The 25,568-nt window shown below is 73.5% G+C and carries 21 protein-coding genes; 3 read left to right on the top strand and 18 right to left on the bottom strand.

Annotation, left to right across the window (positions count from 1 at the left end; genetic code table 11):
* The first annotated feature begins 23 nt into the window (after window positions 1–23).
* Window positions 24–1,946 (top strand): serine/threonine-protein kinase, encoded by a 1,923-nt coding sequence (locus tag ACZ4U4_RS04105; protein WP_467868867.1) that lies wholly within the window; start codon window positions 24–26, stop codon window positions 1,944–1,946.
* 231 nt (window positions 1,947–2,177) lie between these two features.
* Here the strand turns inward: ACZ4U4_RS04105 and ACZ4U4_RS04100 are convergent, their stop codons facing one another.
* Window positions 2,178–3,464, bottom strand: a complete 1,287-nt coding sequence (locus ACZ4U4_RS04100; protein ID WP_030284350.1) for an adenylosuccinate synthase — start codon at window positions 3,462–3,464, stop codon at window positions 2,178–2,180.
* Between the two features lie 236 nt (window positions 3,465–3,700).
* Between ACZ4U4_RS04100 and ACZ4U4_RS04095 the strand changes: the two genes are divergently transcribed.
* Complete coding sequence (locus ACZ4U4_RS04095; RefSeq protein ID WP_467868866.1) at window positions 3,701–4,612, top strand: diacylglycerol kinase catalytic domain-containing protein; 912 nt, start codon at window positions 3,701–3,703, stop codon at window positions 4,610–4,612.
* A gap of 138 nt (window positions 4,613–4,750) precedes the next feature.
* Here ACZ4U4_RS04095 and ACZ4U4_RS04090 read toward each other — a convergent pair whose 3' ends face one another.
* The 14 genes from ACZ4U4_RS04090 to ACZ4U4_RS04025 form a co-directional block, all read right to left on the bottom strand.
* The gene (locus ACZ4U4_RS04090) at window positions 4,751–5,407 is read right to left on the bottom strand and encodes a response regulator (RefSeq protein WP_030284354.1); all 657 of its coding nucleotides are present in this window, start codon (window positions 5,405–5,407) and stop codon (window positions 4,751–4,753) included.
* Window positions 5,404–6,762, bottom strand: coding sequence for a sensor histidine kinase (locus ACZ4U4_RS04085; protein WP_467868865.1), 1,359 nt, complete (start codon window positions 6,760–6,762; stop codon window positions 5,404–5,406). Before ACZ4U4_RS04085 ends, ACZ4U4_RS04090 begins: the two co-directional genes overlap by 4 nt.
* Before the next feature lie 73 nt (window positions 6,763–6,835).
* On the bottom strand, window positions 6,836–7,627 hold the full coding sequence (locus ACZ4U4_RS04080) for an alpha/beta hydrolase family protein (protein ID WP_467868864.1): 792 nt from the start codon (window positions 7,625–7,627) through the stop codon (window positions 6,836–6,838).
* Window positions 7,624–8,946, bottom strand: coding sequence for a kynureninase (gene kynU / locus ACZ4U4_RS04075; protein WP_467868863.1), 1,323 nt, complete (start codon window positions 8,944–8,946; stop codon window positions 7,624–7,626). The genes ACZ4U4_RS04080 and kynU overlap by 4 nt, the downstream gene beginning before the upstream one ends.
* Window positions 8,939–9,808, bottom strand: a complete 870-nt coding sequence (locus ACZ4U4_RS04070; protein WP_467868862.1) for a tryptophan 2,3-dioxygenase family protein — start codon at window positions 9,806–9,808, stop codon at window positions 8,939–8,941. Before ACZ4U4_RS04070 ends, kynU begins: the two co-directional genes overlap by 8 nt.
* Before the next feature lie 216 nt (window positions 9,809–10,024).
* Window positions 10,025–10,438, bottom strand: a complete 414-nt coding sequence (locus tag ACZ4U4_RS04065; protein ID WP_030284364.1) for a DUF3151 domain-containing protein — start codon at window positions 10,436–10,438, stop codon at window positions 10,025–10,027.
* Between the two features lie 143 nt (window positions 10,439–10,581).
* Entirely contained in the window at window positions 10,582–12,282 is a 1,701-nt protein-coding gene (locus ACZ4U4_RS04060; protein WP_467868861.1) for an MFS transporter, read from the bottom strand.
* A 99-nt stretch (window positions 12,283–12,381) separates the two neighbouring features.
* Window positions 12,382–13,407, bottom strand: a complete 1,026-nt coding sequence (gene fbaA, locus ACZ4U4_RS04055) for a class II fructose-bisphosphate aldolase (protein WP_467868860.1) — start codon at window positions 13,405–13,407, stop codon at window positions 12,382–12,384.
* Between the two features lie 252 nt (window positions 13,408–13,659).
* Window positions 13,660–14,202 carry an orotate phosphoribosyltransferase gene (gene pyrE, locus ACZ4U4_RS04050; RefSeq protein WP_467868859.1) on the bottom strand — a complete coding sequence of 181 codons (543 nt, stop codon included), beginning with the start codon at window positions 14,200–14,202 and terminating at the stop codon, window positions 13,660–13,662.
* A gap of 43 nt (window positions 14,203–14,245) precedes the next feature.
* Window positions 14,246–15,082, bottom strand: a complete 837-nt coding sequence (locus tag ACZ4U4_RS04045) for an aldose epimerase family protein (protein ID WP_467868858.1) — start codon at window positions 15,080–15,082, stop codon at window positions 14,246–14,248.
* A 57-nt stretch (window positions 15,083–15,139) separates the two neighbouring features.
* Window positions 15,140–16,060 (bottom strand): SRPBCC domain-containing protein, encoded by a 921-nt coding sequence (locus tag ACZ4U4_RS04040; RefSeq protein ID WP_467868857.1) that lies wholly within the window; start codon window positions 16,058–16,060, stop codon window positions 15,140–15,142.
* A 76-nt stretch (window positions 16,061–16,136) separates the two neighbouring features.
* The gene (locus tag ACZ4U4_RS04035) at window positions 16,137–17,774 is read right to left on the bottom strand and encodes a polyamine aminopropyltransferase (RefSeq protein WP_467868856.1); all 1,638 of its coding nucleotides are present in this window, start codon (window positions 17,772–17,774) and stop codon (window positions 16,137–16,139) included.
* Window positions 17,775–18,007: 233 nt separating this feature from the next.
* Window positions 18,008–18,526, bottom strand: coding sequence for a DUF2617 family protein (locus tag ACZ4U4_RS04030; protein ID WP_467868855.1), 519 nt, complete (start codon window positions 18,524–18,526; stop codon window positions 18,008–18,010).
* Window positions 18,527–18,996: 470 nt separating this feature from the next.
* A complete protein-coding gene (locus tag ACZ4U4_RS04025; RefSeq protein ID WP_467868854.1) occupies window positions 18,997–19,239 on the bottom strand; it encodes a hypothetical protein in 243 nt (80 codons plus the stop codon).
* Window positions 19,240–19,388: 149 nt separating this feature from the next.
* Here ACZ4U4_RS04025 and ACZ4U4_RS04020 point away from each other — a divergent pair, with 149 nt between their 5' ends.
* On the top strand, window positions 19,389–20,573 hold the full coding sequence (locus ACZ4U4_RS04020; protein WP_467868853.1) for a pyridoxal phosphate-dependent aminotransferase: 1,185 nt from the start codon (window positions 19,389–19,391) through the stop codon (window positions 20,571–20,573).
* 479 nt (window positions 20,574–21,052) lie between these two features.
* Here ACZ4U4_RS04020 and ACZ4U4_RS04015 read toward each other — a convergent pair whose 3' ends face one another.
* From ACZ4U4_RS04015 to ACZ4U4_RS04005, 3 genes are all read right to left on the bottom strand, one after another.
* Entirely contained in the window at window positions 21,053–22,561 is a 1,509-nt protein-coding gene (locus ACZ4U4_RS04015) for an LCP family protein (protein WP_467868852.1), read from the bottom strand.
* The gene (locus tag ACZ4U4_RS04010; protein WP_467868851.1) at window positions 22,558–24,693 is read right to left on the bottom strand and encodes a glycosyltransferase; all 2,136 of its coding nucleotides are present in this window, start codon (window positions 24,691–24,693) and stop codon (window positions 22,558–22,560) included. The genes ACZ4U4_RS04015 and ACZ4U4_RS04010 overlap by 4 nt, the downstream gene beginning before the upstream one ends.
* 297 nt (window positions 24,694–24,990) lie before the next feature.
* Window positions 24,991–25,524, bottom strand: coding sequence for a YbjN domain-containing protein (locus ACZ4U4_RS04005; RefSeq protein WP_467868850.1), 534 nt, complete (start codon window positions 25,522–25,524; stop codon window positions 24,991–24,993).
* Window positions 25,525–25,568: the final 44 nt, after the last annotated feature.

The raw sequence follows: 25,568 nt of genomic DNA, 5'->3' as shown, positions 1-25,568 counted from the left end.
GCAACGACACGGGAGGCGCCCGGATGGAGGGCCTGCGCGGGCTGACGGCCGGCGATCCGGCGTGGATCGGGGACTACCGGCTGCTCAGCCGGCTCGGCAGCGGCGGCATGGGCCGGGTCTACCTCGCGCGTTCGGAGGGCGGCAGGACCGTCGCGGTGAAGCTGATCCGTACGGAGCTGGCGGCCGAGCAGGAGTTCCGGGACCGTTTCCGGGCCGAGGTGGCGGCCGCCCGGAAGGTCGGCGGCCGCTGGACGGCGCCGGTCCTGGACGCCGACACCGAGGCCGCGGTGCCGTGGGTCGCCACCGGCTACATCGCCGGGCCCACGCTGAGCGAGGTGGTCGGCGGCGGCTTCGGCAGGAGCGGACTGCACGGCCCGCTCCCGGAGTACGCACTGCGCCGCCTCGCCTACGGGCTGGCCTGCGCACTGATCGACATCCATGGCGTGGGGCTGGTCCACCGCGACCTCAAGCCCTCCAACGTTCTGCTGACCATCGACGGTCCCCGCGTCATCGACTTCGGTATCGCCCGGGCGCTGGACGCGGCCGGCGAGCAGACCCAGCCGCGCACCGGAACGGTCGTCGGCTCGCCGAGCTTCATGTCGCCCGAGCAGGTCCAGGGCCACCGCGTCGGCCCGGCGAGCGATCTGTTCTGCCTCGGCTCGGTGCTGGCGTACGCGGCGACCGGCCGGGCGCCGTTCGGCAGCATGGACTCCGGTGTGCACGCCGTGATGTTCAAGATCGCGCAGGAGCGGCCGGATCTGACGGCGGCGCCCGAGGGCCCGGTGCGGGAGCTGATCCACGCCTGTCTGGCCAAGGATCCGCAGGACCGGCCGACGCCCCAGGAGATCGCCGGCCGGATAGATCCGCTGCGCGACGGCGACCCGGCCGCGCCCTGGCTGCCCGCCGGGCTCATCGCCCATCTGGGCCGCCATGCGGTACGCCTCCTCGACACGGACACCCCGCCCGGCGACCCGCAGCGCACGGCGCCGCTGCCGCCCCGGCCCCCGGCCACCGCGGCGGACGCGGAGGCGACCGCAGGGCCCGGGGTGCAGACGCCCGCCGGGCCGCCGCTCATCCCCGCCGAGGGCGCACCGACCGCCGTCCCGGGCGCCACGGCCGTACCGCGCCCGGCCGATCCGGACCCCGGCGCCCCGCGGCGCCGCCGGCGACGGGTGCTGCTGATCGCCGCGGCCGTGTGCGCGGTGGCGGCGGGTGCGTTCGCGTTCCCCGCGCTGCGCGGCGGCAACAGCGCGGACGGCGACGACTCCTCCGACATCACCGACCGCTACGTCGGCGTCTGGTCCGGGCCGGTGCTGCGCGACGGTGTGCCCACCGGGCAGCGGCGCCGGTTCGTGATCAGCCACGGCAAGATCGGCGAGGTGGTCGCCAACAGCACCAGCCTCGGCGGGACCTACGAGTGCCGCAGCGACGCCAAGCTGGTCTCCGTCCGGGACGGGGAGAACCGCCCCGCGCTGCGGCTGGACACCAAGGTCGTCCGCTCCCTGCCGCCCGGCCGGTGCGCCGCACTCGGCGAGCACACGCTGCGGCCCGGGCCCGACGGCACGCTCCGGTGGACGGCGGCGGGGCGCGATGCGACGCTGCGCCGCATCGCACCGGCGGCGGAGCGGGTACCGGACGGCTTCGTGGGCGCCTGGGAGCGGCCGACCGGCGACGGCTCGACCCAGCGGCTGACGATCACCCGCTCGCCGGTGGGCAGCCAGGTCGCCACCCTCGTCGCCACCGGCCCCGAGGGCAGCTGCACCGCCCACGCCGACCTCTACGCCGGAGGAAACCAGCTGGTCATCGGCCCCACGATGGTCGATCACCCCGGGCCGCAGTGCCGCCCGGGCCACTCCTCCGTGCTGCGGCTCACCGGCACCGGCGATCTCCGCCGCGACTTCCTCGGCCGCGATCTGCGCCCCCGGAACTACTCCCGCGCGAGCTGAGCGGCCCGACACCGGCGGGCACTGTTTCACGTGAAACGGCAAGCGGGGTACGGCAGTTGGCGTTTCACGTGAAACAGTGAGCGGCGCACAGGGTTCGCCGTTTCACGTGAAACCGCCCTCCTCTCAACGGAGTTGGCGTTTCACGTGAAACGGCCGGGCCGGTGGACAGCGTGCGTCCACCGGCCCGGCCGTTCAGCTCGCCGGGGCGGCCCGCAGGCCGCCCCGCGGGGCTCAGGAGAGGAAGGAGTTGATCTCGATCGTCTCGTCACGGCCGGGGCCGACACCGATCGCGGAGATCGGTGCGCCCGACATCTCCTCCAGCGCCTTCACATACGCCTGCGCGTTCTTCGGCAGGTCGGAGAAGGTCTTGGCCTTGGTGATGTCCTCGGACCAGCCCGGCAGCATCTCGTAGATCGGCTTCGCGTGGTGGAAGTCGCTCTGGCTGTACGGCAGCTCCTCGACCCGCTTGCCGTCGATCTCGTACGCGACACAGACCGGGATCTGCTCCCAGCCGGTCAGCACGTCGAGCTTGGTGAGGAAGAAGTCGGTCAGACCGTTGACGCGGGTGGCGTAGCGGGCGATGACCGCGTCGAACCAGCCGCAGCGGCGGTCACGGCCGGTGGTGACACCCCGCTCGCCGCCGATGGTGCGCAGCGCCTCGCCGTCCTTGTCGAACAGCTCGGTCGGGAACGGACCGGCGCCGACGCGGGTGGTGTACGCCTTCAGGATGCCGATGACGCGGTTGATCTTCGTCGGCCCGACGCCCGCGCCCGTGCAGGCGCCGCCCGCGGTCGGGTTCGAGGAGGTGACGAAGGGGTACGTGCCGTGGTCGACGTCGAGGAGGGTGCCCTGACCGCCCTCGAAGAGGACGACCTTGCCGTCGTCGATCGCGTTGTTCAGCAGCAGCGTGGTGTCGGCGACGAAGCCGCGGAGCTGGTCGGCGTAGCCGAGCATCTCCTCGACCACCTGCTCCGCGGCGATCGCGCGGTGGTTGTAGAGCTTGGCCAGCACCTGGTTCTTGACGTCGAGGGCCGCCTCGACCTTCTGGTGCAGGATCGACTCGTCGAAGAGGTCCTGCACCCGGATGCCGGTGCGGTTGATCTTGTCGGCGTAGGTCGGGCCGATGCCGCGGCCGGTCGTACCGATCTTGCGCTTTCCGAGGAAGCGCTCGGTGACCTTGTCGACCGTGATGTTGTACGGCGTGATCAGGTGCGCGTTGCCGCTGATCAGCAGCTTGGACGTGTCGACGCCGCGCTCGTTGAGTCCGCTCAGCTCGGAGAGCAGGACCGCCGGGTCGACGACGACACCGTTACCGATGACCGGGGTGCACCCCGGCGAGAGGATTCCGGAAGGGAGGAGGTGCAGCGCGTACTTCTGGTCGCCCACGACGACCGTGTGACCGGCGTTGTTGCCGCCCTGGTAACGCACCACGTAGTCAACGGACCCACCGAGCAGATCGGTGGCCTTTCCCTTGCCCTCATCACCCCACTGAGCACCGAGCAGCACAAGTGCGGGCACAGGCGTACACCCCTTCCGGGCGGGGCATGTCCAACGTGCGTGGATGGCGTGAGCATGCGGTCGCACGCGGATGTCATCACTGCAGCCGTCGAACCGGTGCCCCGGAATAGACGAAGCCCCTGGCGCAATAGCGCAAGGGGCTCTTGCACCGAGATGCTACCTGAGGAAGGACCGAGGTGTCGGCGCAGCCTTCTGGGCACTCTTCATCGGACTCCGTCCGGGGGACCCCTCTGCTCGTGGTCATCGACCCCGCAGCCCGCACCGCGGACGGCGAGTCCGTCCGTATCGCCAAGGACGTGCTGTGCGCGGGCGCGGGCGCGAAAATCTGCCTTCCGGACGGCCCCGAGGAGTTCGCCCGGGCGCTCTCCCGGCGGGGCCGCAGGCGGCCGGTGGTGATCGGCGACGACCGCGCGCTGCGCTTCGCCGTCGGCGTACTGCACAAGGAACGGGAGCTGGCGCAGGTCGCCGTGTCGGTGGTGCCGGTCGGCGCGGCGGACGCGGTGGCGCTCAGCCGGACGCTGGGCGTGCCGTCGGGCACGGTGGCCGCGGCCCGGACCGTCCTGGATGGCGACGCCCGCGCCCTCGATCTGCTCACCGACGACAGCGACGGCATCGTCCTGGGCGGGCTGCACATCCCGTACGGGGACGACGCCCCGGCCGCCGGGACGTATCCGGCGGCCGAGCGCACCCCCACCGCGCCCGCGGCACCCGCGGCGTCCGGGGACGGCGGCGGGCGGTCCTGGTGGCGTCCGGCGGCGCGCACCGCACGGTCCGCGCTGTCGGCGCTCGCCGCCCAGGCCACCGGGCGGGAGCGGCGGGCCGTACCGGGCCGGCGGCTGCGGATCGAGGCGGACGGTGTGCTGCTGGCCGATCTGGACCAGCCGGTGCAGCGGGTCCGTGTGGTGCCGGGCCCCCGCTCCGGGGACGACGGGCCGGACGCCGGGTCGCCCCGCGCGGGCGACGGGCTGGCCGAGGTGGTGGTGGACCGTCCCGGCGGCGACCGGCCGCTGCGGGCCCGCGCCCGGGCGGTGACGGTCTCCGGCCCGGACTTCCGCTACCGCGCGGACGCGGTGGTCGGTGGTCCGGTCCGGACGCGCACCTGGACGGTGCAGCCGGGCGCGTGGTGGCTGACGCTGCCACGGGAGTGACGGGGGCGGCGCGCCGGAGTGACGGCGGGGCCGTGCCGGGCGGGGCGCCTTGCCGTCCACAGCCTGTGGACGGTTTCACGTGAAACCTCCGCCGGGCCCGGCCCGGCCGCCCGGCGGACGGCTCCCCGCCCGTCTTCCTCAGCCCCCCGGCGTCACCAGCCGCGCCTCGTACGCGAACACCGCCGCCTGGGTACGGTCCCGCAGGCCGAGCTTCACGAGGATGCGGCTGACGTGGGTCTTCACCGTCGACTCGGCCACCACCAGATGCTCGGCGATCTCGCCGTTCGACAGGCCCTGGGCGACGAGGACCAGCACCTCCGTCTCCCGTTCGGTCAGCTCGCCGATGCGCTCCTGGGCGGGCGCGCGGGGCGTGCCCAGCCGGGAGAACTCCGAGATCAGCCGCTTGGTGACGGTCGGCGCGAGCAGCGCCTCGCCGGAGGCGACGACGCGGACGCCGTCGGCGAGCTGCCCGGCCGAGGCGTCCTTGAGCAGGAAGCCGCTCGCCCCGGACCGGAGCGCCTGGTAGACGTACTCGTCGAGATCGAAGGTGGTCAGCACCAGCACCTTCGCGTCCGCGTCGGCGGCGACGATCTCGCGGGTGGCCTCCAGACCGTTCATCTCCGGCATCCGGATGTCCATCAGGACGACGTCCGGCCGCAGCTCCCCGACCTTGGCGACGGCCTGCCGCCCGTCCACCGCCTCGCCGACCACCTCGATGTCCGGCATCGCGTTGAGCAACACCGAAAAGCCCTCGCGGACCATCACCTGGTCGTCGACGATCAGCACCCGGATCATGACTGCGCCTCCCCCGCGGCGGAGACCGGAAGGAACGCCGCGACCTCGAACCCGCCGTCCTCGGTGTGGTCGGCGGTCATCTCCCCGCCCAGCATCTGCACGCGCTCACGCATCCCGAGCACGCCGTGGCCCGCGCCCGGTGACGGGGTGGCGAGCCGGCTGGGCTTGCCGTTGACGATACGCAGCCCGATCCCGCCGAGCACATACGAGACCTCCACCCGCGCCTCGGCACCCGGCGCATGGCGCAGCGTGTTGCTCAGCGCCTCCTGGACGATGCGGTACGCGGACAGCTCCACCCCCTGCGGCAGCGGGCGCGCCGCGCCGGTGACGATCGCCTCGACACTCAGCCCGGCACCGCGCACGCTCTCCAGCAACCCGTCGAGCTGGGCGAGGCTCGGCTGCGGCGCCTCGGGGTCGTTCTCGGCGAACGCGTCCGGGTCCTCGGAGCGGACGACGCCGAGGATGCGGCGGAGTTCGGTGAGCGCGGCGACGGCGTTCTCCCGGATGGTGGCGAACGAGGTCGCCAGCTCCGGCGGGGTGTGCTCGACGCGGTACGGCGCGGCCTCGGCCTGGATGGCGATGACCGACATGTGGTGCGCGACGACGTCGTGCAGCTCCCGGGCGATGGTGGCCCGCTCCTCCAGCAGCGTGCGGCGGGAGCGCTCCTCCGCGGTGACCGTCTGCGTCTCGACGACGTGCCGCCGCTCCTCCCGCCAGGCGCGGACCGCGGCGGCGGCGGTGAGGATGAAGGCCGAGGGCACCGCGAGGGAGACCAGTTCGCGGTAGCCGAAGCCCGTGGTCGTCGACAGCATCCCGCCGGCGACGACCGTCACCGCCCACATCTCCAGCGCGAGCCGCGGCCGGGTGCGCAACACGACCAGCGTCATCACCACGACATGGGTGGGCAGCGACACCATCGGCCAGGTCGCGTCGTAGGGGCCGTTCACGGCGTCCAGCAGCGCGAGGAGGAAACCGGCGAACGAGACCCAGAACGCTCCGACCGGCCGGAAGAGCGTGAGCGCCACGGGGGCCGCGACGAGCAGGGAGAAGGCGATGGAGATCGGGGTGTGGACGAGGCCGTGGCTGTAGGAGCCCAGGTTGAGCGTGGCGGTGAGCCCCAGCAGGAAGTTCGCGATCGCCGCGAGCGTCACGATGATGTGCGGCGCCCACCGCATGTAGTGCCGGGCACGCTTCGGCAGCCGCTGCCGCCAGCCCGGTACGCCGGGGTCGTCGAGCGGCAGCATCGGGCGGAAGGCGAAGGCGTCCTCGAAGAGGTCCTTGCGCAGCAGATGCAGCGCGCCACGGGCTATCCGGGCCTCGGTACGCAGGGCGTCCTGCGGCTGGGTGTCTCTCACCCCACCACGGTAAGCAGCACGCCCTGCGGAATCGTCCCCACCGAAGGGGATCTGCCGAGGTCCGCCTCAAGTACTACGCGCGGTCCCCGGCGCTGCCGCGCACCTCGTCCAGCAGCGTGCGGAAGACCGCGGTGGACGGGATGAACGGCGCGTAGTGCCCCACCCCGGGCAGCTCCTCCAGCGTCACCGGCACCCCGGCGGCCCGTGCCGCCGCGGCGAAGCGCCGCGAGAGCGACGGCGGCACATCCGGGTCCTTGGTGCCGTGCAGCACCGTGACCGGGACGCCCACCGGGGGATGCCGGACGGGGTCGGCGGCGGCGAGGCGTTCCGCGAAGCCGGGGCCGTCGCCGAGCAGGGCAGCGACGGCGTGGTCGCTCAGCCCGAGCCGGTGCGCCTGAGCGAGGTCGGCGACCGGTGCGACCGCGACCACCCGCCCGATCCGCCCGGGCTCCGCCCGGGCCGCCGTCAGCAGCGCCAGCTGCCCGCCCGCCGAGTGCCCGACGAGCACGGGCGCGGGCGCCGGCCCGTCCTCCCGCCATGCCTCGACGGCCGTCGCGACCGACGCCGCCGCGTCGTCGAAGGTGCGGTCCCCGCCGCCGCCCCCGCCGACCCTGCGGTACTCGACGAGCGCGACGGGCATCCCCTGCCGGGCCAGCTCCGCGGCGGCGGGCGAGAGATGCGTCCGGTCGTACGCGGCGCGCCAGAACCCGCCGTGCACCAGGACGACGTGCGGGCCGCGGGCGGTGCCGGGCGCCGGGTCGTACAGGTCGACGCGCTGATCCGGATGGGGCCCGTACGTCACCGAACGGTCCGGGGCCACCTGTGCCAGCGCCAGCAACGTCGGCTTCTCGTCGGCGACGCTCATGCTGCGGGGCCTTCCGGAGCAGGGGCGTCGGCCTCGTCGGGCCCGGCGTCCGGACCGGCACCGGCCGTTCCCTCAGCCGCCCCGTCCGCCGCCGTCCGCTCCCGCAGCACCTCGCCCAGGACCCGGGCGGCGCGCTCCACGTCGGCGAAGGAGGTGTAGAGCGGGGTCAGCCCGAAGCGCAGCACATCCGGTTCGCGGAAGTCGCCGACCACCCCGCGCCGGATCAGCTCCGCCATCACCTCGCCCGCCCCGGCGCACTCCAGCGACACCTGGCTGCCGCGCCGCGCATGCTCGTACGGCGTCACCGAGCGGACCTCGCCGGGCGGGACGTACACGGCCACACAGTCGAGGAAGAAGTCGCTCAGGGCCAGGCTCTTGGTGCGGACCGCCTCGACGGTGACGCCGTCCCAGGCGTCCAGCGCCGCGTCCAGCGCCAGCAGCGAGAGGATGTCCGGGGTGCCGACGCGGCCGCGGGTGATGCCCTCGGCCGGTTCGTACCGCGTGGCCATGCCGAACGGTTCCACGTGCGAGTTCCAGCCCGGCAGCGGGGAGTCGAACCGCTCCTGGAGGCTCTCGCGGATGTAGAGGTACGCGGGCGCGCCCGGCCCGCCGTTGAGGTACTTGTACGTGCAGCCCACCGCGAGGTCGACGCCGTGCGCGTCCACCCCGACCGGCAGCGCGCCCGCGCTGTGGCAGAGGTCCCAGACCGCCAGCGCGCCCGCGGAGTGCAGCGCGGCGGTGATGCCAGGCAGGTCGTGGAGGCGTCCGGTGCGGTAGTCGACGTGGTTGACCAGCGCCAGCGCGGTCCGTTCGGTGACCTCGTCGGCGATCCGCGCGGGCTCCACCGGACGCACCGCGAGGCCCGTCAGCCGCGCCGCGGAGCGGGCGATGTAGCCGTCGGTGGGGAACGTCGTGGCGTCGACCAGGATCTCCGTACAGCCGGGACCGGCCATCCGGATGCCCGCGACGACCGCCTTGAAGACATTGACGCTGGTCGAGTCACCGACCACCACCCGACCGGGCGCCGCGCCGATGAGCGGGGCGATGCGGTCGCCGATCCGCTCCGGCGCCTCCCACCAGCCGCCCTCGGTCCAGGACCGGATGCGCAGCTCGCCCCACTGCCGGGCGACGGCGTCGGCGACCTTGCCGGGGACGGAGCGGGGCAGCGCGCCCAGGGAGTTGCCGTCGAGGTAGACGGTGTCGTCGAGGACGAAGCGGTCGCGGATGGCGGCCAGCGGGTCGGAGGCGTCGAGGGTGGCGGCCTCCGCACGGTGGTCGCGGGGCGCCTGGGGCTCGTGGTTCTCGCGGTGATCAGACATGGCTGCGTGCCGTCCAGAGCTCGGGGAAGACGTTCTTGCGGGCCCGCTTCTCCAGCCAGGCCACGCCCGCGGAACCGCCGGTACCCATCTTGGCGCCCATGGCCCGCCGGGTCGCCACCAAATGATCGTTGCGCCATCGCCAGACCAGCTCGGCGACGTCGGTCAGCGTCTCCCCCAGGGTGACGAGGTCGGAGTCCTGGTCCCCGGCGTACACCTCGGCCCAGACCGCCTCGACCGCCGGATCCGGCTCATGGCGCTCGGTCGGATCGCGTTCCAGGACGGCGGCGGGCACCGCGTAACCGCGGCGGGCCAGCAGCCGCAGCACCTCGTCCCACAGGCTCGGCTCGTGCAGCGCCTTCTCCAGCTCGGCGTGGGCGCGCGGCGCGCCGCGGTGCGGCACCAGCATCGACGGGGACTTCTCGCCGAGCAGGAACTCCATGCGCCGGTACATCGCGGACTGGAACCCGGAGCCCTCGCCCAGCGCCCCGCGGTAGGCGTTGAACTGCGCCGGGGTCAGCCGGGCCAGCGGCTGCCAGGCGGCGTTCAGCGCGGTCAGCTCGTGGGTGGAGCGCCGCAGCGCGTCCAGCGCCACCGGCAGATCGTCGCGGCGCAGCGCCTCACAGGCGGTACGCCACTCGTGGACGACGACGGTGAACCACAACTCCATCACCTGGGTCGTCACCAGGAACACCATCTCGCCGGGGTCGTCGGAGAGCGGATGCTGCAGATGGGTGAGGACGTCGGCGCGGACGTAGTCCTCGTACGGGGTGGTGGCGTCGGCGCCGATGGAGAGGTCCGGGGCGAGCGGCGCCTCGCCGGAGGCGGCGGGCGAACCGTGTGCGGACGGCGAAGGGTGCGACATGAGGGACTCCTCAGGCTGCGAACTCCGGGTAGCGGTCCGCCCCTTCCTGATCGGCTCGGGAGCCCCGGTCCCCTCGGGACGGATCAGCCGCCCCACTCGCATCATCGGTGCTGCTCCCGTGCGACGCAAGAGCCGACCGGACGTCCGGCCGGTAACCGGGTGCGATGCCGCGGACACGTTCCGGGGGCCGTCCGCACGGCCGGCCCCCGGGCCGGGTCAGGAGAGGGTGTCCGCCGCGGTCGGGGACGAGTCGCGCAGGAAGGTGGTGCAGCGCTCGTACTCCGCCTCCTCGCCGATCGCGTGGGCGGCGCGGGCCAGCGCGTGCAGCGCCCGCAGGAAGCCGCGGTTCGGCTCGTGCTCGAACGGCACCGGTCCGTGCCCCTTCCAGCCCGCCCGCCGCAGCGCGTCGAGCCCGCGGTGGTAGCCGGTCCGGGCGTACGCGTACGACTCGACGGTCCGGCCGCCCTGGAACGCGTCGTCGGCGAGCTGTGCCCAGGCCAGCGAGGAGGTCGGGAACTTGGCCGCGACATCGGCCGGGGCCGTACCGGCGGCGAGCAGCTCGCGCGGGCCCGGGTCGTCGGGCAGATGGGTCGGGGGCGGTCCCCCGAGAAGGTTCTCGTGAATGGCCATGCCCCCAGTCTGCCTGGTCCCGGGGACCGCCCGGCGGGGGCCCGGAGGGGGCCGGTGCGGGTGGCCGAAAAGCGGCGGTGCAGGGCCGGGCGGGGCGCGTCTCCGGCCCCCGGCTGCTCCCCCGCCGCGGCCCGTCGTCCGCCCTACGGCTCCCGGTCGCCCTCCGGACCGGCGAGGCCGTCCGGATCCGACGCCTCCGCGCCGGGCCCGTGCGAGAGCCCCGGCCCGGGCGGCGCCCCCGCGCCCACCGGCGATTCCGCCGCCGCGTCCCCCGGGTCGAGCGGCGGCGCCCCCACCCCGCAGTGGTACGTGCACTCCGGGTGGCACGGCGCCCCGTGCCGCGGCCCCTCGGGCACCGCGCTCGCGCCCCCGGCGGTCTCCGCCGCGCCGACCGCCTCCGGCGCCGCGAGCGCCGGCTCCGGCCGCTCCTCCGCCGCCGCGGGCACGGTCCGCACCGTCAGGACGGCGATCACCGCGCCGACCAGCAGCACCCCGGCGCACCACGGCATGGCCCGGCGGAACGCCGCGTCGAAGGCGTCGGCCGAGCGGTACGCCTGGGGGCCCATTCCGGCCAGCAGCGGCAGCGCCGCGATGGCCACCAGACCCGCCGCCCGCGCCGCCGCGTTGTTGATGCCGCTCGCCAGCCCGGCGCGGTCCACGTCGACCGAGGCCAGCACCGTCGCGGTCAGCGGCGCGACCAGCGTCACCATCCCGGCGCCCAGCACCACCAGCGCCGGGAGCACGTCCACCACGTACGACGACCCGGCGCCCGCCCGCGTCATCAGCAGCATCCCGATCGCGCAGAGCAGCGGCCCCACGGTCAGCGGGATGCGCGGCCCGATCCGCTGGCCCAGCTCGCCCGAGCGGGCGGAGAGCAGCAGCATCAGCACCGTGGTCGGCAGCAGCGCGGTGCCCGCCGCCAGCGCCGAATACCCGGCCACCACCTGGAGCTGCACCACCGCCAGGAAGAAGAACCCGCTGAAGGCCGCGTAGACGCAGACCGTCACCGCGTTGACCGCGCTGAACTGCCGGACGGTGAACAGCTGCGGCGGCAGCATCGGTTCCGCCCGCCGCCGCTCCACCTCGACGAACGCCACCCCCAGCAGCAACCCGGCGACGCCCGGCACCACCACGCCCGCCGACAGCCCCCGCCCCGGCGCCGCGATCAGCGCATACGTCACCCCGCCGAGCGCCAGCGCGCCCAGCACCGCGCCCGCCACGTCGAACCCGCCGCGCGCCGCCGCCCGCTCCCGGGTCTCCGGTACGAACCGCAGCGCGATCGGCACGCACACCAGGGCCAGCGGCACGTTGAGGAAGAACACCCAGCGCCAGCCCGCGCCGTCCACCAGCCAGCCGCCGACGAACGGGCCGATCGCCGTGGCCACGCCGCCCAGCCCGGACCAGGCGCCGACCGCCCGCGCCCGGTCGTCCGGCCGGAACACCGACTGGATCAGCGCCAGCGACCCCGGCGTGAGCAGCGCCCCGCCGATGCCCTGGAGCGCCCGCGCGGCGATCAGCACGCCCGACGTCGGCGCCATCCCGCACAGCAGCGACGCCACCGCGAACCACACCACCCCGACGAGGAAGATCCGCCGCCGCCCGTAGCGGTCACCCAGCGCCCCGCCCAGCAGGATCAGCGAGGCGAGCGTGAGCATGTACGCGGTGATCGTCCACTGGAGAACGCCCAGGTCGGCGTGGAGATCGTCGCCGATGTGCGGCAGCGCGACATTCACCACCGTGCTGTCGAGCATCGCCATGCCCGACCCCAGGACGGCGGTCAGCAGCACCCACCGCCCCTGCGGCGAGGCCAGGCGGACGCCTCCGGGCGGACTCGGCATCGTCATACGGGGAGCATGCCCGCGATCGGCCCGGGTTTCCCGCCGACATGCACGAGGGCCCCGCACCACCCGGGTGCGGGGCCCTCGTCCGTACGAGCTGTCAGCTCACTTCTGCAGCGTGGTGCCCGTGGAGCGCAGGTCCGCGCATGCCTTGGTGACCCGCGCGGCCATCCCGGCCTCGGCGAGCTTGCCCCAGCTGCGGGGGTCGTAGACCTTCTTGTTGCCGACCTCGCCGTCGACCTTCAGCACACCGTCGTAGTTGCGGAACATGTGGTCCGCGATCGGGCGGCTGAACGCGTACTGGGTGTCGGTGTCGAGGTTCATCTTGACGACGCCGTTCTCCAGCGCGGTGGCGATCTCCTGCTCGGTGGAGCCGGAGCCGCCGTGGAAGACGAAGTCGAACGGCGACTGCTTGCCGTACTTGGCGGCGACGCCCTCCTGGAGGTCCTTGAGCAGCTCGGGGCGGAGCACGACGTTGCCCGGCTTGTAGACGCCGTGGACGTTGCCGAAGGAGGCGGCCAGCAGGTAGCGGCCCTTCTCGCCCAGGCCCAGCGCCTCGGCGGTGCGCAGCGCGTCGTCGACGGTGGTGTACAGCTCGTCGTTGATCTCGTGGCTGACGCCGTCCTCCTCGCCGCCGGTCGGGGTGATCTCGACCTCAAGGATGATCTTGGCGTCGGCGGCCTTGGCCAGCAGTTCCTGGCCGATGGCGAGGTTGTCCGCGAGGGTCTCGGCCGAGCCGTCCCACATGTGGGACTGGAACAGCGGGTTCTGGCCCTTGGCGACCCGCTCGGCGGAGATGTTGATCAGCGGGCGGACGTAGCCGTCCAGCTTGTCCTTGGGGCAGTGGTCGGTGTGGAGCGCGACGTTGACGCCGTACTTCCCGGCCACCACGTGCGCGAACTCGGCGAGCGCCACCGCGCCGCTGACCATGTCCTTGCTGTACTGGCCGCCCAGGAACTCCGCACCGCCGGTGGAGATCTGGATGATGCCGTCGCTCTCCGCCTCGGCGAAGCCGCGCAGCGCCGCGTGCAGCGTCTGCGTGGAGGTCACGTTGATGGCGGGGTAGGCGAACTTGCCCGCCTTCGCCCGGTCGAGCATCTCGTTGTAGATCTCGGGAGTTGCGATGGGCATCTGTCCGCTCCTTGTGAAGTACGGGTATGCGTTTAGGCCCTGACCAGGGGGCGACGACCTCGCCGTCCTCATCTTCCCAGACGGTCCGGATTGCTCGGCATCCCCCGCCGTGCCGGACATGCCAGGGGCGGCCGTTTCACGTGAAACAGCCGCCCCCCGAAGAAAACCACTGGTCAGTGTGGTGGCGCTGGGACAGGCCCGGCGCCACCCACCGATCGCCGGCCGCCCGCGCGGCGGTCCCGGCGGACCTGGCTAGGCCAGGCCGAGGTCACCGAGACGGTAACCGGTGAGGTACGGCAGACCGGCCTCGGCGATGGCATCGGCGGCACCGCGGTCGACGATCGTCGCGACCGCGACGACCTCGGCGCCCGCCTCCCGGGCCGCCTCGACGGCGGTCAGCGGCGAACCACCGGTGGTCGAGGTGTCCTCGACCACCAGCACCCGGCGGCCCTTGATGTCCGGCCCCTCGATACGGCGCTGCATGCCGTGGGTCTTCTGCGCCTTGCGGACGACGAACGCGTCCAGCCGGCGGCCGCGCGCGGCGGCGGCGTGCAGCATCGACGCGGCGACGGGGTCGGCGCCCAGCGTCAGCCCGCCGACCGCGTCGAACTCCAGGTCGGCGGTGAGGTCCAGCATCACCTGACCGACCAGCGGCGACGCCGCACCGTCCAGGGTGATCCGGCGGAGGTCGATGTAGTAATCGGCCTCCTTGCCGGAGGAGAGCGTCACCTTGCCGTGCACCACGGCCTTGTCCTTGATCTGCTGCAGCAGCGCGCCGCGTACGTCCTCGGTCATGCCCCTGAGCTTAATTGGGCAGGTACCGGCCCATGGCGGGCGGTCAGTCCAGGGTCCGCCAGCTGAAGGTGGTCGAGACCTCCAACGGGTCGATCGGGGTGACCAGCCGCGGCAGCGTGTTGAGGCCGTTGGGCGGGCCGGACTGCGGCTCGACGCAGACCGCCGCCTCCTGCTCGTCGTAGACCACGACCCACTCGGCGTGGCCGGCGACGGTCAGCTCCAGACGGCCGGGCCAGGTCACCGTGGCCTCGACGCCGTCCGGCATGCCGAAGCAGTCGTCCCAGGGGCCGGGCAGCGGGGCGATCCGGCGGCCGGTCGGCAGATGGTCCGCGCCGCGCTCCTCCTGCCACGCCGCGTCGAAGGACAGCTCCACGGGCGCGCCGCCGCCGTCGAGCTGCCGCACGAACCACGGGTGCCAGCCCGCCTGCGCGGGGAACGAGTCGGCCGCCGCCTCCACCCCCAGCGTCAGCGTCAGCGACCGGCCGTCCTCGGCCAGTTCCACGACCTGGGTGACGGTGCCCGGGTACGGCCAGGGGGCGGCCGGGTCGGCGAGGTCGTAGGTGAAGACGGCGGAGCGGGCATCGCGGCGGGCGGTGCGCCAGCGCAGGTCACGGCCGGTGCCGTGGATGGCGTGCGGCGGCGCGTTGACCGGCATCTGATGCAGTTCGCCGCCGTTGCGGAACCGCCCCTGGTCGATCCGTCCGCACCAGGGGACCATCGGGAAGCAGCCGTACTTCGCGCCCTGGCGCAGCAGTTCGGTGCCGCCGACGCGCAGCCCGGAGAGGCGGCAGCCGTTCTCCGGCTCGACGTCGACCTCGGCGTCGCCCGCGGTCAGCCGTACGACGTTCCGCCGTGCCTGTGTGGTGTTGTCCGTACTCACACCGCCCGACCCTAGGCGATCCGCGGAGCGGCCGTCCCCGGAGGCCGGGCCCGGGTGTCAGCGGCGGCGGCGCAGCGCCCGGCCGACGACGACCGCGCCTGCCAGCACCACGGCGGCGGCCGGTGCGGCCCAGCGCAGCGCCGCGGAGGCGGTGTGGGTCTCGGGCGCGGGCACCGGTGCGTACCGCCCGCGCGGCGGGGCGTGGTCGACTTCCTCGGCGCTGCGGCCGATCATCGTCCGCCGGGCGTGCGCGGCCTCGGCGGGCACCTCGTCCTCGTCGTCGCCGAAGTCCTGCCCGTCGTAGGTCTGGCCGTCGTAGTTCTCCCCGTCGACGACGCCGTCGGGGCCGTGTTCGGGGAGCGGTACGTCGTCGTCGGGGCCGGTGCGGTCCGCGCCGTCCGCCTCCGGCCCGGCGTCCGCAGCCGTCTCCGGGGCGTCGTCGGCCTCCGGATCGAGGGACGGCGGCGGGACCTCGGTGTCGAAGACGGAGCCGCCCGCGCGGTCACGGTCCGGCTCCTCTTCCTCCGCCACCGGATGCCGTGCCACGTCCGCCGCGAGATTCTCCGCGAACCGGTCCAGCAGACGCCGCCCGGCCGTCAGCGCGGTCTGCGCCTCGGCCTCGGCCAGCCGCCCCTCGCTGCGGACCGTTCCGGTGCAGGTCAGCGTCGTACCGGAGCCATCGGCGGGCGACAGACGGACGGCGAGGGTGACGGCGACGGACCCGGCGCCGCGCGCCTCCGTGCCCTGCGCCTCGACCGTGACGTCGGCGTCCGCCGCGCCCGGCGAGGCGACCGTCAGCGCACCGCGGTAGGTGATGGTGGAGCCGCCGATACGCAGCCGCAACCGGCCTTCGGGGCGCGCGGCATCCGCCTCGGCGTCGAGCTGGGCGCCGGGGACGCAGCGCGCGACCCGCGCCACCTCACCGAGCGCCCGCCGGACGGTCCCCACGGGAAGCGGAACGTACATCTCATGCTCCATGGCATGGCAGCCTACCCAGCGCCCCCTGACCCGTACCCGCATCGGTGCGACTTTCCCGGCGCCCGGAACGCCGCGCTCAGCCGTAGCGCGGATGCATCAGCGTCGACGGCGGCAGCCCGTCGACCCGGGCGCCGGACAGCGGCCGGACACCGCCCGGCAGCGTGGCGCGGACGGCCGGCGGAAGCCGCGATGCGGGCGCCGGGTCCAGGTCGCGGGCGTGGTGCCCGGCCAGGATGAAGCCCCAGTACCGCGCCCCGGAGACGGCCCGCCCGGGCGCCTCGTACGGTGCGGTCGCCAGCCCCGCCGACCGCAGCGTCGACTCGACCGTCCAGAACACCCGCGGCCGCACCTCGGGCGGCGCGGCGTGCACCGCGAGCCGCCCGTCCGGCGCGAGCAGCCGCGCCACCAGGCCGTAGAACTCCTGGGAGTAGAGCTTGGTCCCGGCGGTCATCCGGGGGTCGGGCAGATCGGAGACGATGACGTCGTACGGGCCGCGGCAGCGGCGTCCGCAGCGGGCGCTCGCCGCGCGCAGCCAGTCGAAGGCGTCGGCGGTGACGACCCGGACGCGCGGATCGTCCAGGGCGTGGCGGTTGAGGGCGGAGAGACCGGGGTCGGTGCGGGCCAGGTCGCTGACGCCCGGGTCGAGTTCGACGACGGTCACCGAGCGGACCGAACGGTGGCGCAGCACCTCCCGGACGGCCAGCCCGTCGCCGCCGCCCAGGACCACGACGCGGCCGTGCGGGCCACCGGCGACGGCGGGGCGCACCAGGGCCCGGTGGTAGCGGCCCTCGTTCTCCGCGCTGACCTCCAGCCGGCCGTCCAGGTAGAGCGCGAGCGGCCCGCCGGAACCTTTCCTCGCGTCTCCCGCACCGCCCTCGCGCCCCGCGCCGCCGGTCATCACCACCTCCTGGACGCCGGTCTGCACCACGACCCGGGCGGCCGATCCGTACACCGCGTGCCGGGCGGCGCGTTCGAACGGTGCGACCAGCAGGACCGCGGCCGCGAGCAGGACCAGGACCAGTGCGTTGACGGCCAGCAGGCGGCGGCGGGCGCGCCGGGTCAGATCTCGGCGGAAGAGCCACAGGACCAGCGCCCCGCCCGCGGCGGCGTTGACCGCGCCGGTGGCCAGCGCGCCGGTGAGCTGGCCGAGCACCGGCAGCAGCAGGAACGGGAAGGCCAGCCCGCCGACGAGGGCGCCCACGTAGTCGGCGGCGAAGAGGTCGGCGACCGCGCCGCCCGCGTCCTGCTGCCGCACCCGCTGGATCAACGTCATCAGCAGCGGCACCTCGGCGCCGATCAGCACCCCGATGACCAGCGAGAAGCCGACGAGCACCGAGCGGGACTGGCCGAACCAGGCGAAGTAGGCGTACAGCGCCATCGCCGAGCAGCCGCCGACCAGCGCGAGCCCCGCCTCGATCGCACCGAAGCCGACCGCCGCCCGGCAGCGCAACCGCTTGGCCAGCAGCGCCCCGAGGCCCATCGCGAAGACCATCACCGACAGCACGACGGAGGACTGGGTGACGGAGTCGCCGGTCAAGTAGGAGGCGAGGGCGACCAGTTCGAGTTCGTAGACCAGACCGCAGGCCGCGCAGACGAAGACCGCGGCGAGGACGAGCAATCGGCCGGGCCCGGACCGCACCGGCAGCAGCGCCGGTCGCATGACCTCCGGTGGCCCGTAGGCAGCGGTTGGGACGGGCTCCTGCGGATCGATCATGAAATGAACGCTACGTGACGATTCCGTGCGTATTCGTCACCCACAAGAGTGCAGTAGGCGTGCTACACATGCGAGTTGGGTGATGGGGGTGCGCAGGGGGCGCTCGATCGCCGCCGCGCGCGGGGTGGCTCACACCGGGCGCCGTACGCCGGTCCGCAGCCGCGCCGGACGCCGGGCCGGTCCGGGGCCGTACCCCGGCCGCCCCGGCGAACCGCCGTACGCGACCGCCCGCTTCAGACCGCGGCGGGGATGCGTACGCCCACCCTCGTCCTGGTGGTGACCAGGCACCCCTCCTGGGGATAGGAGTGCCAGGTGCGCCAGCAGACCTCGCCGTGCCGGCGCTGGGCGAGCATCGCGGTGAAGGCGTGCGGTGAGCCGGGGAACGTCCCGGCCAGACCGTGTGGATGGTCGGAGACCAGCGCCAGCAGCTCCTGGGCGCGCACGGCGAACGAGCCGCGGGAGAGCGTCTCGACATGGGCGGCGAATTCGTACTCCCACTCGCCGAGGCGCTTGGCGACGCCGAGGGGGAGCGGGGTGCTGCTGCCGGGCATACAGGCGACGGTTTCGGAGCAGGTGCCGCGCTCCTCCTCCAGCAGCACCTGATGGGAGGCCCCCAGCAGCCTCAACTGCAGCTGGGCGCCTGCCAGTTGGAGATCGAGAACCGCGAGGGCCGGCAGGGGTTCCCTGCCGAGCGCCCAGGCGAGATCTGATGCACGGGTATCGGTATAGGCCGTTGTCAAGGTCGTGAGCATGGGTCGGCTCCGCAAGCACGCAGTGGATGGGTGGGCCGGTCCGCCCCGGAGAAAACATCGGGGAAATCTGTGCCGGCTCGCGCCCACGCGGGATCCGAGAACTGGGGGATTCTCACTGAAGAGGGAATCACGAATGGCAGGCACCCACAGCGGAATTACCCATGTTCACGGGGTTTCCATCCCTCAGAGGGCCCATCAGATCATTTGTTCAACCGCCAAGCACACAAGGGCTCTTCGCCCGTCGCCGGAGGCCCCGGTACGTGCGGCGTCGCAGCGGCCGTACGACGGTGGGGACGAAGGCGGTGGCCACGGTGCGTACCCGGGCGGGCGGGCCGGGCCGGGCCCCGCGATCCGGCGGGACGGGCGGCGGCGCGGCCGTCGTCCGGCGGGGTTCCGGCGCCCCCGGGGTCACTCCCCGGCGCACGCCGGTGCCCCGCGGGGCGGCCCCGCGCCCCGGCCCGGGAAGCGGCTCAGCAGCCGCCGCCACCGCCGCAGGACGAGCCGCCGTCCCCGCACGACGAGCCACCGCCGCAGCCGTGGTGCCCGCCGCCGTGGTGGCCGCCACCCCCGTGATGGCCCGCACCGGAGCCGGAGTCGCCCGCGACCCACCAGCTGGAGCCGCCCGCCCGCTTCCCTCCGCCGGAGCCGCGGGACGCGGCGGACACGATGCCCAGCACCGCCACCACGATCAGCAGGAACAGCGCCACACCCATCTGCCTCACACTCCTTCCGCTCCCCCGAGCGAGGCTCTCCGGCGGCCGCGGGGCGCGCCGGTGGTCCTTCCGTGCGGGGCTGATGCCCGACCGCCGCTGACGCAAAGCACAGTTGAGGAAGTCCAGAGGTTCGGCGGAGGATGGCGCGCATGGACCGACCGCTGCTCAACCGCCGCCTGGCCGAATTCGGCACGACGATCTTCGCCGAGATGTCCGCGCTCGCCGTACGGACCGGCGCCATCAACCTCGGCCAGGGCTTTCCCGACACCGACGGCCCCGAGGAGGTCCGCGAGGCGGCGGTGCGCGCCCTGCGGGACGGCCACGGCAACCAGTACCCACCCGGCCCCGGCATCCCCGCACTGCGCGCCGCCGTCGCCGCCCACCAGGAGCGCTTCTACGGCCACCTCGGCCTGACCTGCGACCCCGACACCGAGGTCCTGATCACCACCGGCGCCACCGAGGCGATCGCCGCCTCGCTGCTCGCCCTGCTGGAGCCCGGCGACGAGGTCATCGCGCTGGAGCCGTACTACGACTCGTACGCCGCCGGCATCGCGATGGCCGGCGGCCGGCGCGTCCCCGTGACGCTGCGCCCGCAGCCGGAGTCCGGGACGTACGCCCTCGATCTGGACGAACTGCGCGACGCGATCACCGACCGCACCCGCCTCATCCTCCTCAACTCCCCGCACAACCCCACCGGCACCGTGCTCAGCCGCGAGGAGCTGACCGAGATCGCCCGGCTCGCCTGCGAGCGCGATCTGCTGGTCGTCACCGACGAGGTCTACGAGCATCTGGTCTTCGAGGGCGCACATCTGCCGCTCGCGACGTTCCCCGGGATGCGGGAGCGGACGGTGACGATCGGCTCGGCGGGCAAGACGTTCTCGTTCACCGGCTGGAAGGTCGGCTGGGTGACCGCCGCGCCGGAGCTGGTGGCCGCGGTCCGCTCGGCGAAGCAGTTCCTCACCTTCACCTCGGGCGGCCCGTTCCAGTACGCGCTCGCCGAGGCGCTGGCGCTGCCGGACAGCTACTTCAGCGGGCTCCTGGAGGATCTGCGGGCCAAGCGCGATCTGCTCTCCGACGGGCTGCGCGCCGCCGGTTTCGAGGTCTACCGGCCGCAGGGCACCTACTTCGTCACCACCGACATCCGCCCGCTGGGCCACACCGACGGCCACGCCTTCTGCCGGGCGCTGCCGGAGCGCGCCGGGGTCGTCGCCATCCCGAACGCGGTCTTCTACGACCACCAGGAACAGGGCGCCCCCTTCGTCCGCTTCGCGTTCTGCAAGAAGACGGAGGTGCTCCAGGAGGCGGTGGACCGGCTCAAGGAGTCGGCCGTCTGACCGGGGCGTGAGGCGGCTACACGGGCGGCAGGGAGTGGGGCGGGAGCATGTATGTCCCACTGCCGTGCGGGCCTTCGCACTTCAGGGGCGCCTGGCAGAAGAACCCCCGCCCCGCGCAGTTCCGGCACCTGTGCAGGGCGACGGCGGAGGTGCCCTGCCCGTAGTGGGTGACGGCGAGCGTCTGCTCCACCCGCTGCCCCACCGCGCCGCATCCGTCACAGCCCGAGTGCGGTCCCGGACAGCCGGGGTCGTCCTCCTGCCCGCTGCACTCGGCCATCAGCCCCTGCCGCCTCCCTCGCCCGTTCCCGTTCCGCCGCATGCCGGACACCGCTGCGCCACGGATGAACCCCTGCGGTCCAGAAGCTACTTCAGTTGTTCAGGGGTGGCGCAGGCATCACCCTAACGAGGCCCCGCCCGACCGCCGTCGTCCTCTGTGGCAGTCGGGCGGGGCCCTTGTCCGGATGCGGACCGGGTGCCGGTCAGCCGGTGACGGTGACCGGGCGGTCCGCGCGGAGTTCGGCGAAGAGGCGGCGCGACTTCGCCTTGTCCCAGACGACGACGCTGCCCTTCGAGGTGCCCACGCCGAAGCCGGAGATGGGCACGTTGAGCTGCTTGCCGCGGCCCGAGGACGCGTCCTGCAGCGCCTCGAAGAGGCGGGTCAGCCGGGGCAGCCCGGTGGCCGAGTCGACGATCAGGGTCTTCAGGCCCGCGCCGGCGGTGCCGACGAGGGCGGACGGATTGAGCAGGACGTCCCGGGAGGCCGCCTTCGCGGCGAGGGCGGCCAGGAACTTCCGCTGGTTGCGGGAGCGCCCGAGGTCGCCCTGCTTCTCCTGGTGGCGCTGGCGTACGAAGGCCAGGGCCTGGCGGCCGGAGAGGGTGTGGCAGCCGCGGGTCAGGTCGAGGCCGGACTTCTCGTCCGTGACATGGCGGTTCACGCACATCCGCACCCCGCCGACCGCGTCCACGATGCCGACGAAACCGGCGAAGCCGATCTCGGTGTAGTGGTCGAGGCGGAGGCCGGTGTTGGACTCGATGGTGCGGACCAGGAGCTGGGGTCCGCCCAGGGAGAACGCCGCGTTGAGCTTGTTGCGGGCCGGCCGGTGGTGGATGCCGGTGCGCGGGTCGACGTAGGCGGGGATCACCACCCAGGAGTCGCGCGGGAGGCTGGTGATCGTGGTGCCGTGGGCACCGGTGTGCAGCACCATCATCGAGTCGGTGCGGCGGCCCTCGGCGTCGATGCCGGACCCGGTGTGCAGGTCCGACGCCTGTTTCGCGGTGAGCCCGGCGCGGCTGTCGGAGCCGACGATCAGATAGTTGGTGCCCTTGCCGGGGGCGGGCCGACCGGGCAGCGCGGACAGATCGACCGTGCTGTCCAGCCGGGAATCCGCCCAGGCGTAGGCCCCGGCGCCGCCGCACAGTGTCAGGACGAGCAGCACACAGCAGGCCCGGACAGCGCGCCCGAGGCGGGTGCGGCGGCGGCGCGAGGGCCGGCGCACCCGCCGGGGCAGCCCGGCGACCGGTGGCGCGTCCGGCAGTACCGCGTCCGCGTCCGCCGGGTCGAGCGGATGCGGCTCGGGCAACTCCGTGACCGGGGCGTCGTGCGGCGCCGGGTACGCCTCGTACCCCTCGGACGCCGGGTGTTCCGGCGCGTACGTGGTCAGCGGCTCCGGGGCGTACGCGAGCGAGGGATCGGGGGCGTACGCCGTCAGCGGATCGGACGCGTACACACCCGGCGGTTCGGTCGCGTAGCCGTACGGCTCGGGGCGGTGGGGCGCCACGGGCTGCGGGATAGGGGCGGTCTGGGCCGGGATGGCGCCGGGGTGCAGCGGGTCGGCGGTGTGGCCGTACCCCTGGGCGTACCCCGGTCCGTACTCCTGGTGCCCCGCGACGTGGGGGTTCGCGGGCCACGGGACGTATCCGGTGGTGGGGGTGAGGGGATCGGGGGGTGGTGGGGTCGTGGGGGGTGTGGGGGGATACAGGGTCGTCACCTCGTAACGGTCAGACTGCGGCGGTCGTGGGGTCCGCCGATGTGCTGGGCCGCCGCGGCGGCCGTACCGGAGCGGTGCATGCGCTGCCACTTCAGCCGGCTGCCGGTCACGAAGGCGACCACCGACTGGAGGACGACGAGGTACATCAGCTGCCGGTAGACCAGCAGTTGGAAGGGGAGCGCCCACAGCGGACGCCGGGATTCCCCGTCCAGCCGTAGCGCGTACGCCGCCACGGCGATCTGCACTGCCAGGAACCCGAACCACGTCACGACCGACTTCACCGGGCTGTCCGTGAACAGCGTGCTGTAGAGCATGAAGACGTCGATGACGGGGGCGAGCAGCGGCAGCAGTACCTGGAAGAGGAGGAGATACGACAGTCCGCGGCGGCCGAAGCGGCCGGCGTGACCGACCTCCCGGACGGCGCGGCGGTGCTTCCACATCGCCTGGAGCGTGCCGTAGCACCAGCGGTAGCGCTGACGCCACAGCTGCCGCAGCGTGGTGGGCACCTCGGTCCAGGCGATGGCGTTCTCCTCGTAGACCACCCGCCAGCCGGCCCGCCACAGCGCCATGGTCAGGTCGGTGTCCTCGGCGAGGGTGTCCTCGCTGAGTCCGCCGACGCCCATGAGCGAGTCGAGCCGGAACGCACCGATCGCGCCGGGCACCGTCGGCATGCACTCCAGGACCTCGAACATCCGGCGGTCGAGGTTGAACCCGAAGACGTACTCCAGGTGCTGCCAGCGCCCCAGGAGGCGGGTGCGGTTGCCGACCTTGGTGTTGCCGCTCACCGCGCCGACCGCCGGGTGGGCGAGTGGCTGGATCAGGCGCTCGATCGCGTCCGCCTCGAAGACGGTGTCCGCGTCGACCATCACCACGTACGGGGAGCGGGTGTACGCGAGACCGTGGTTGAGGGCGGCGGCCTTGCCGGCGTTGGGCTGGCAGAGCACCTGTACCCGCGGGTCGCGTTCCGCGTACCCCTCCGCGATCTCCACGGTGCGGTCGGTCGATCCGTCGTCGATGACGAGGATCTGGAGCCGCTCGTGGGTGGAGGCGAGGAGCGAGCGCAGGGTGGTGCCGATGCCCGCCTCCTCGTTGTACGCGGGGACGAGGACGGTCACCGGGTCGGCGATCTGCCGCAGCCGGGGCGCCCCGGGCCGCTCCCGCTCCAGCCGTCTGACGTGCGCGCGGGCGAAGAGCACCAGCGTGAACAGCCGGAGCAGGCCGAGCGCGGCGGCGATCGTCAGCACCCAGGTCAGGGCGGAGACGGAGCTGCGGCCCAGCTGCTGGAACCAGATCAGCGCGGTGCCCAGCCAGCGCTCCGGTGCGCCCGCCTCGGTCATGGCGGGCTCGGTGGCGCCGGTGCCCGCCGAGATGGTGGTGAAGCGGCGGGCCTTCGGATCGGCCAGCAGCTGCTTGGTCTGGCCGTAGGCGAGGGAGGTCAGGCTGAACTGCCGGACCAGGCCGTGCGCGGGCTTGCGGCCGGAGTGGTCCGCGGCGACCAGGGTGTAGCCGTGCTCGGATGCCTGCTGCGCCGCGGGCCATTCGGCGCCGCACAGCGTGGCCACGGTCGTGGTCATCGGCATCCGCAGCAGCTTCGTCCGGAAACCGTCGGCTCCGGCGAACGCGCTCTGGGTGAGGCGGAGTTCGAGGGCGCGGCGCACCCCCGAGGCGTTGCCGAGGTCGGCGCCGGTGTAGGAGTGGGAGCCGATCTCGTGTCCCTCGGCCCGGATCTGCCGGACGAGGTCGGGGTACTGCGCGGCGTCCGCACCTTCGAGGAAGAAGGTGGCGTGGGCATGGTGCTTCTTCAGCAGGGCGAGCAGCCGCGGGGTCCAGTAGGGGTCGGGGCCGCCGTCATAGGTGAGGGCGACGGTGCCGGCGGGCATCGAGGTGGAGCGGGCACCGTCGCCGTTGACGGTGAGGACGGGCCCGGCGTCCGCCGCTGCGGCGGGTACCGGCTGGGAGCAGTCCTGTTTGGTCTTGGAGCCGTCGACCTCGTTCTCGGTCCAGCCCTGGAAGAGCAGGGCGCCGAAGAGGACGGGCAGGGTGAGAGCGAGGAGAAGCCAGTGGGCCCGGGGATCCCTCGCCTGTTTGTGGCGGGCGGCGCCGTTACCGGTCGCTTGGGAGCGGCCCGCCATCAGCGGCGGACATCGGGACTGTGCGGGTCACCGGCGCCGTCCGATCTGTTCCCGTCCTGCCGCGGCGCCCGTATTCGCCACCTGGTCTCCACTGTCCGTTCACGCATGGCAGGGGAGTGTATCCGGGCCTTACCGGCGAGTTGGAGATCCGGTTCCCGCCATGGTGAGACGGTCGTACCGGAACGGGCAGCCGCCCCCATACGACGGGAAAAGCGGGCGTTCGACCGCTTCCGGACACGCCGCGGGCCCCCGGAGCGGAAGCGTTCCGGGGGCCCGCGGCGGGCGTCGGACGGAGGGTCAGCCCTCGTCGTCCGGCTTGTCGTCGCCGGAGTCGTCCAGCTCGGACTCCAGGCCGAGCTGCTCGACGATCCACTTGTCGAACTCGATGGAGGCGCGGACCCAGCTGACCGTGCTCGACACGAAGTGTTCGAGCGCGACACCGGTGCCGACCAGCATCGACGCCTCACCGATCAGCCGGACGGTGCCGTCGTCATGGGTGTGGGTGTACGCCTTGGGCCACAGGGTGCGGCGGTTCCAGTCGTCGATCGCCTCCAGCAGCTTGGCCTTGTCCTCCAGGCCGTGCGGGCGGTCGTAGAAGGTGCGGACGGAGAAGATCTGCTGCTCCTCCTCACCGCGGAACATGAAGTACGTACGGAACTGCTCCCACGGGGCGGCGAGGTCGCCTTCCTCGTCGATGACGTACTTGAGCTCCATCTGGTCGAGGAGCTGCTTGACCAGATCCTGGTCGGGCACGACGGGACCCTCGGGCCCCGTCGGCTGCGGTTCGGGCTGGCCCCCGAAATTCGGAATCGAGGACGGGTCGATGCTCACCGTGGATTTCCCTTCGTATGGTCTGCGCCATCCTCCACCATGCC

It is taken from the genome of Streptomyces sp. NPDC029159 (genome assembly GCF_055564055.1).
This window is presented reverse-complemented; position numbering and strand designations above follow the sequence as displayed.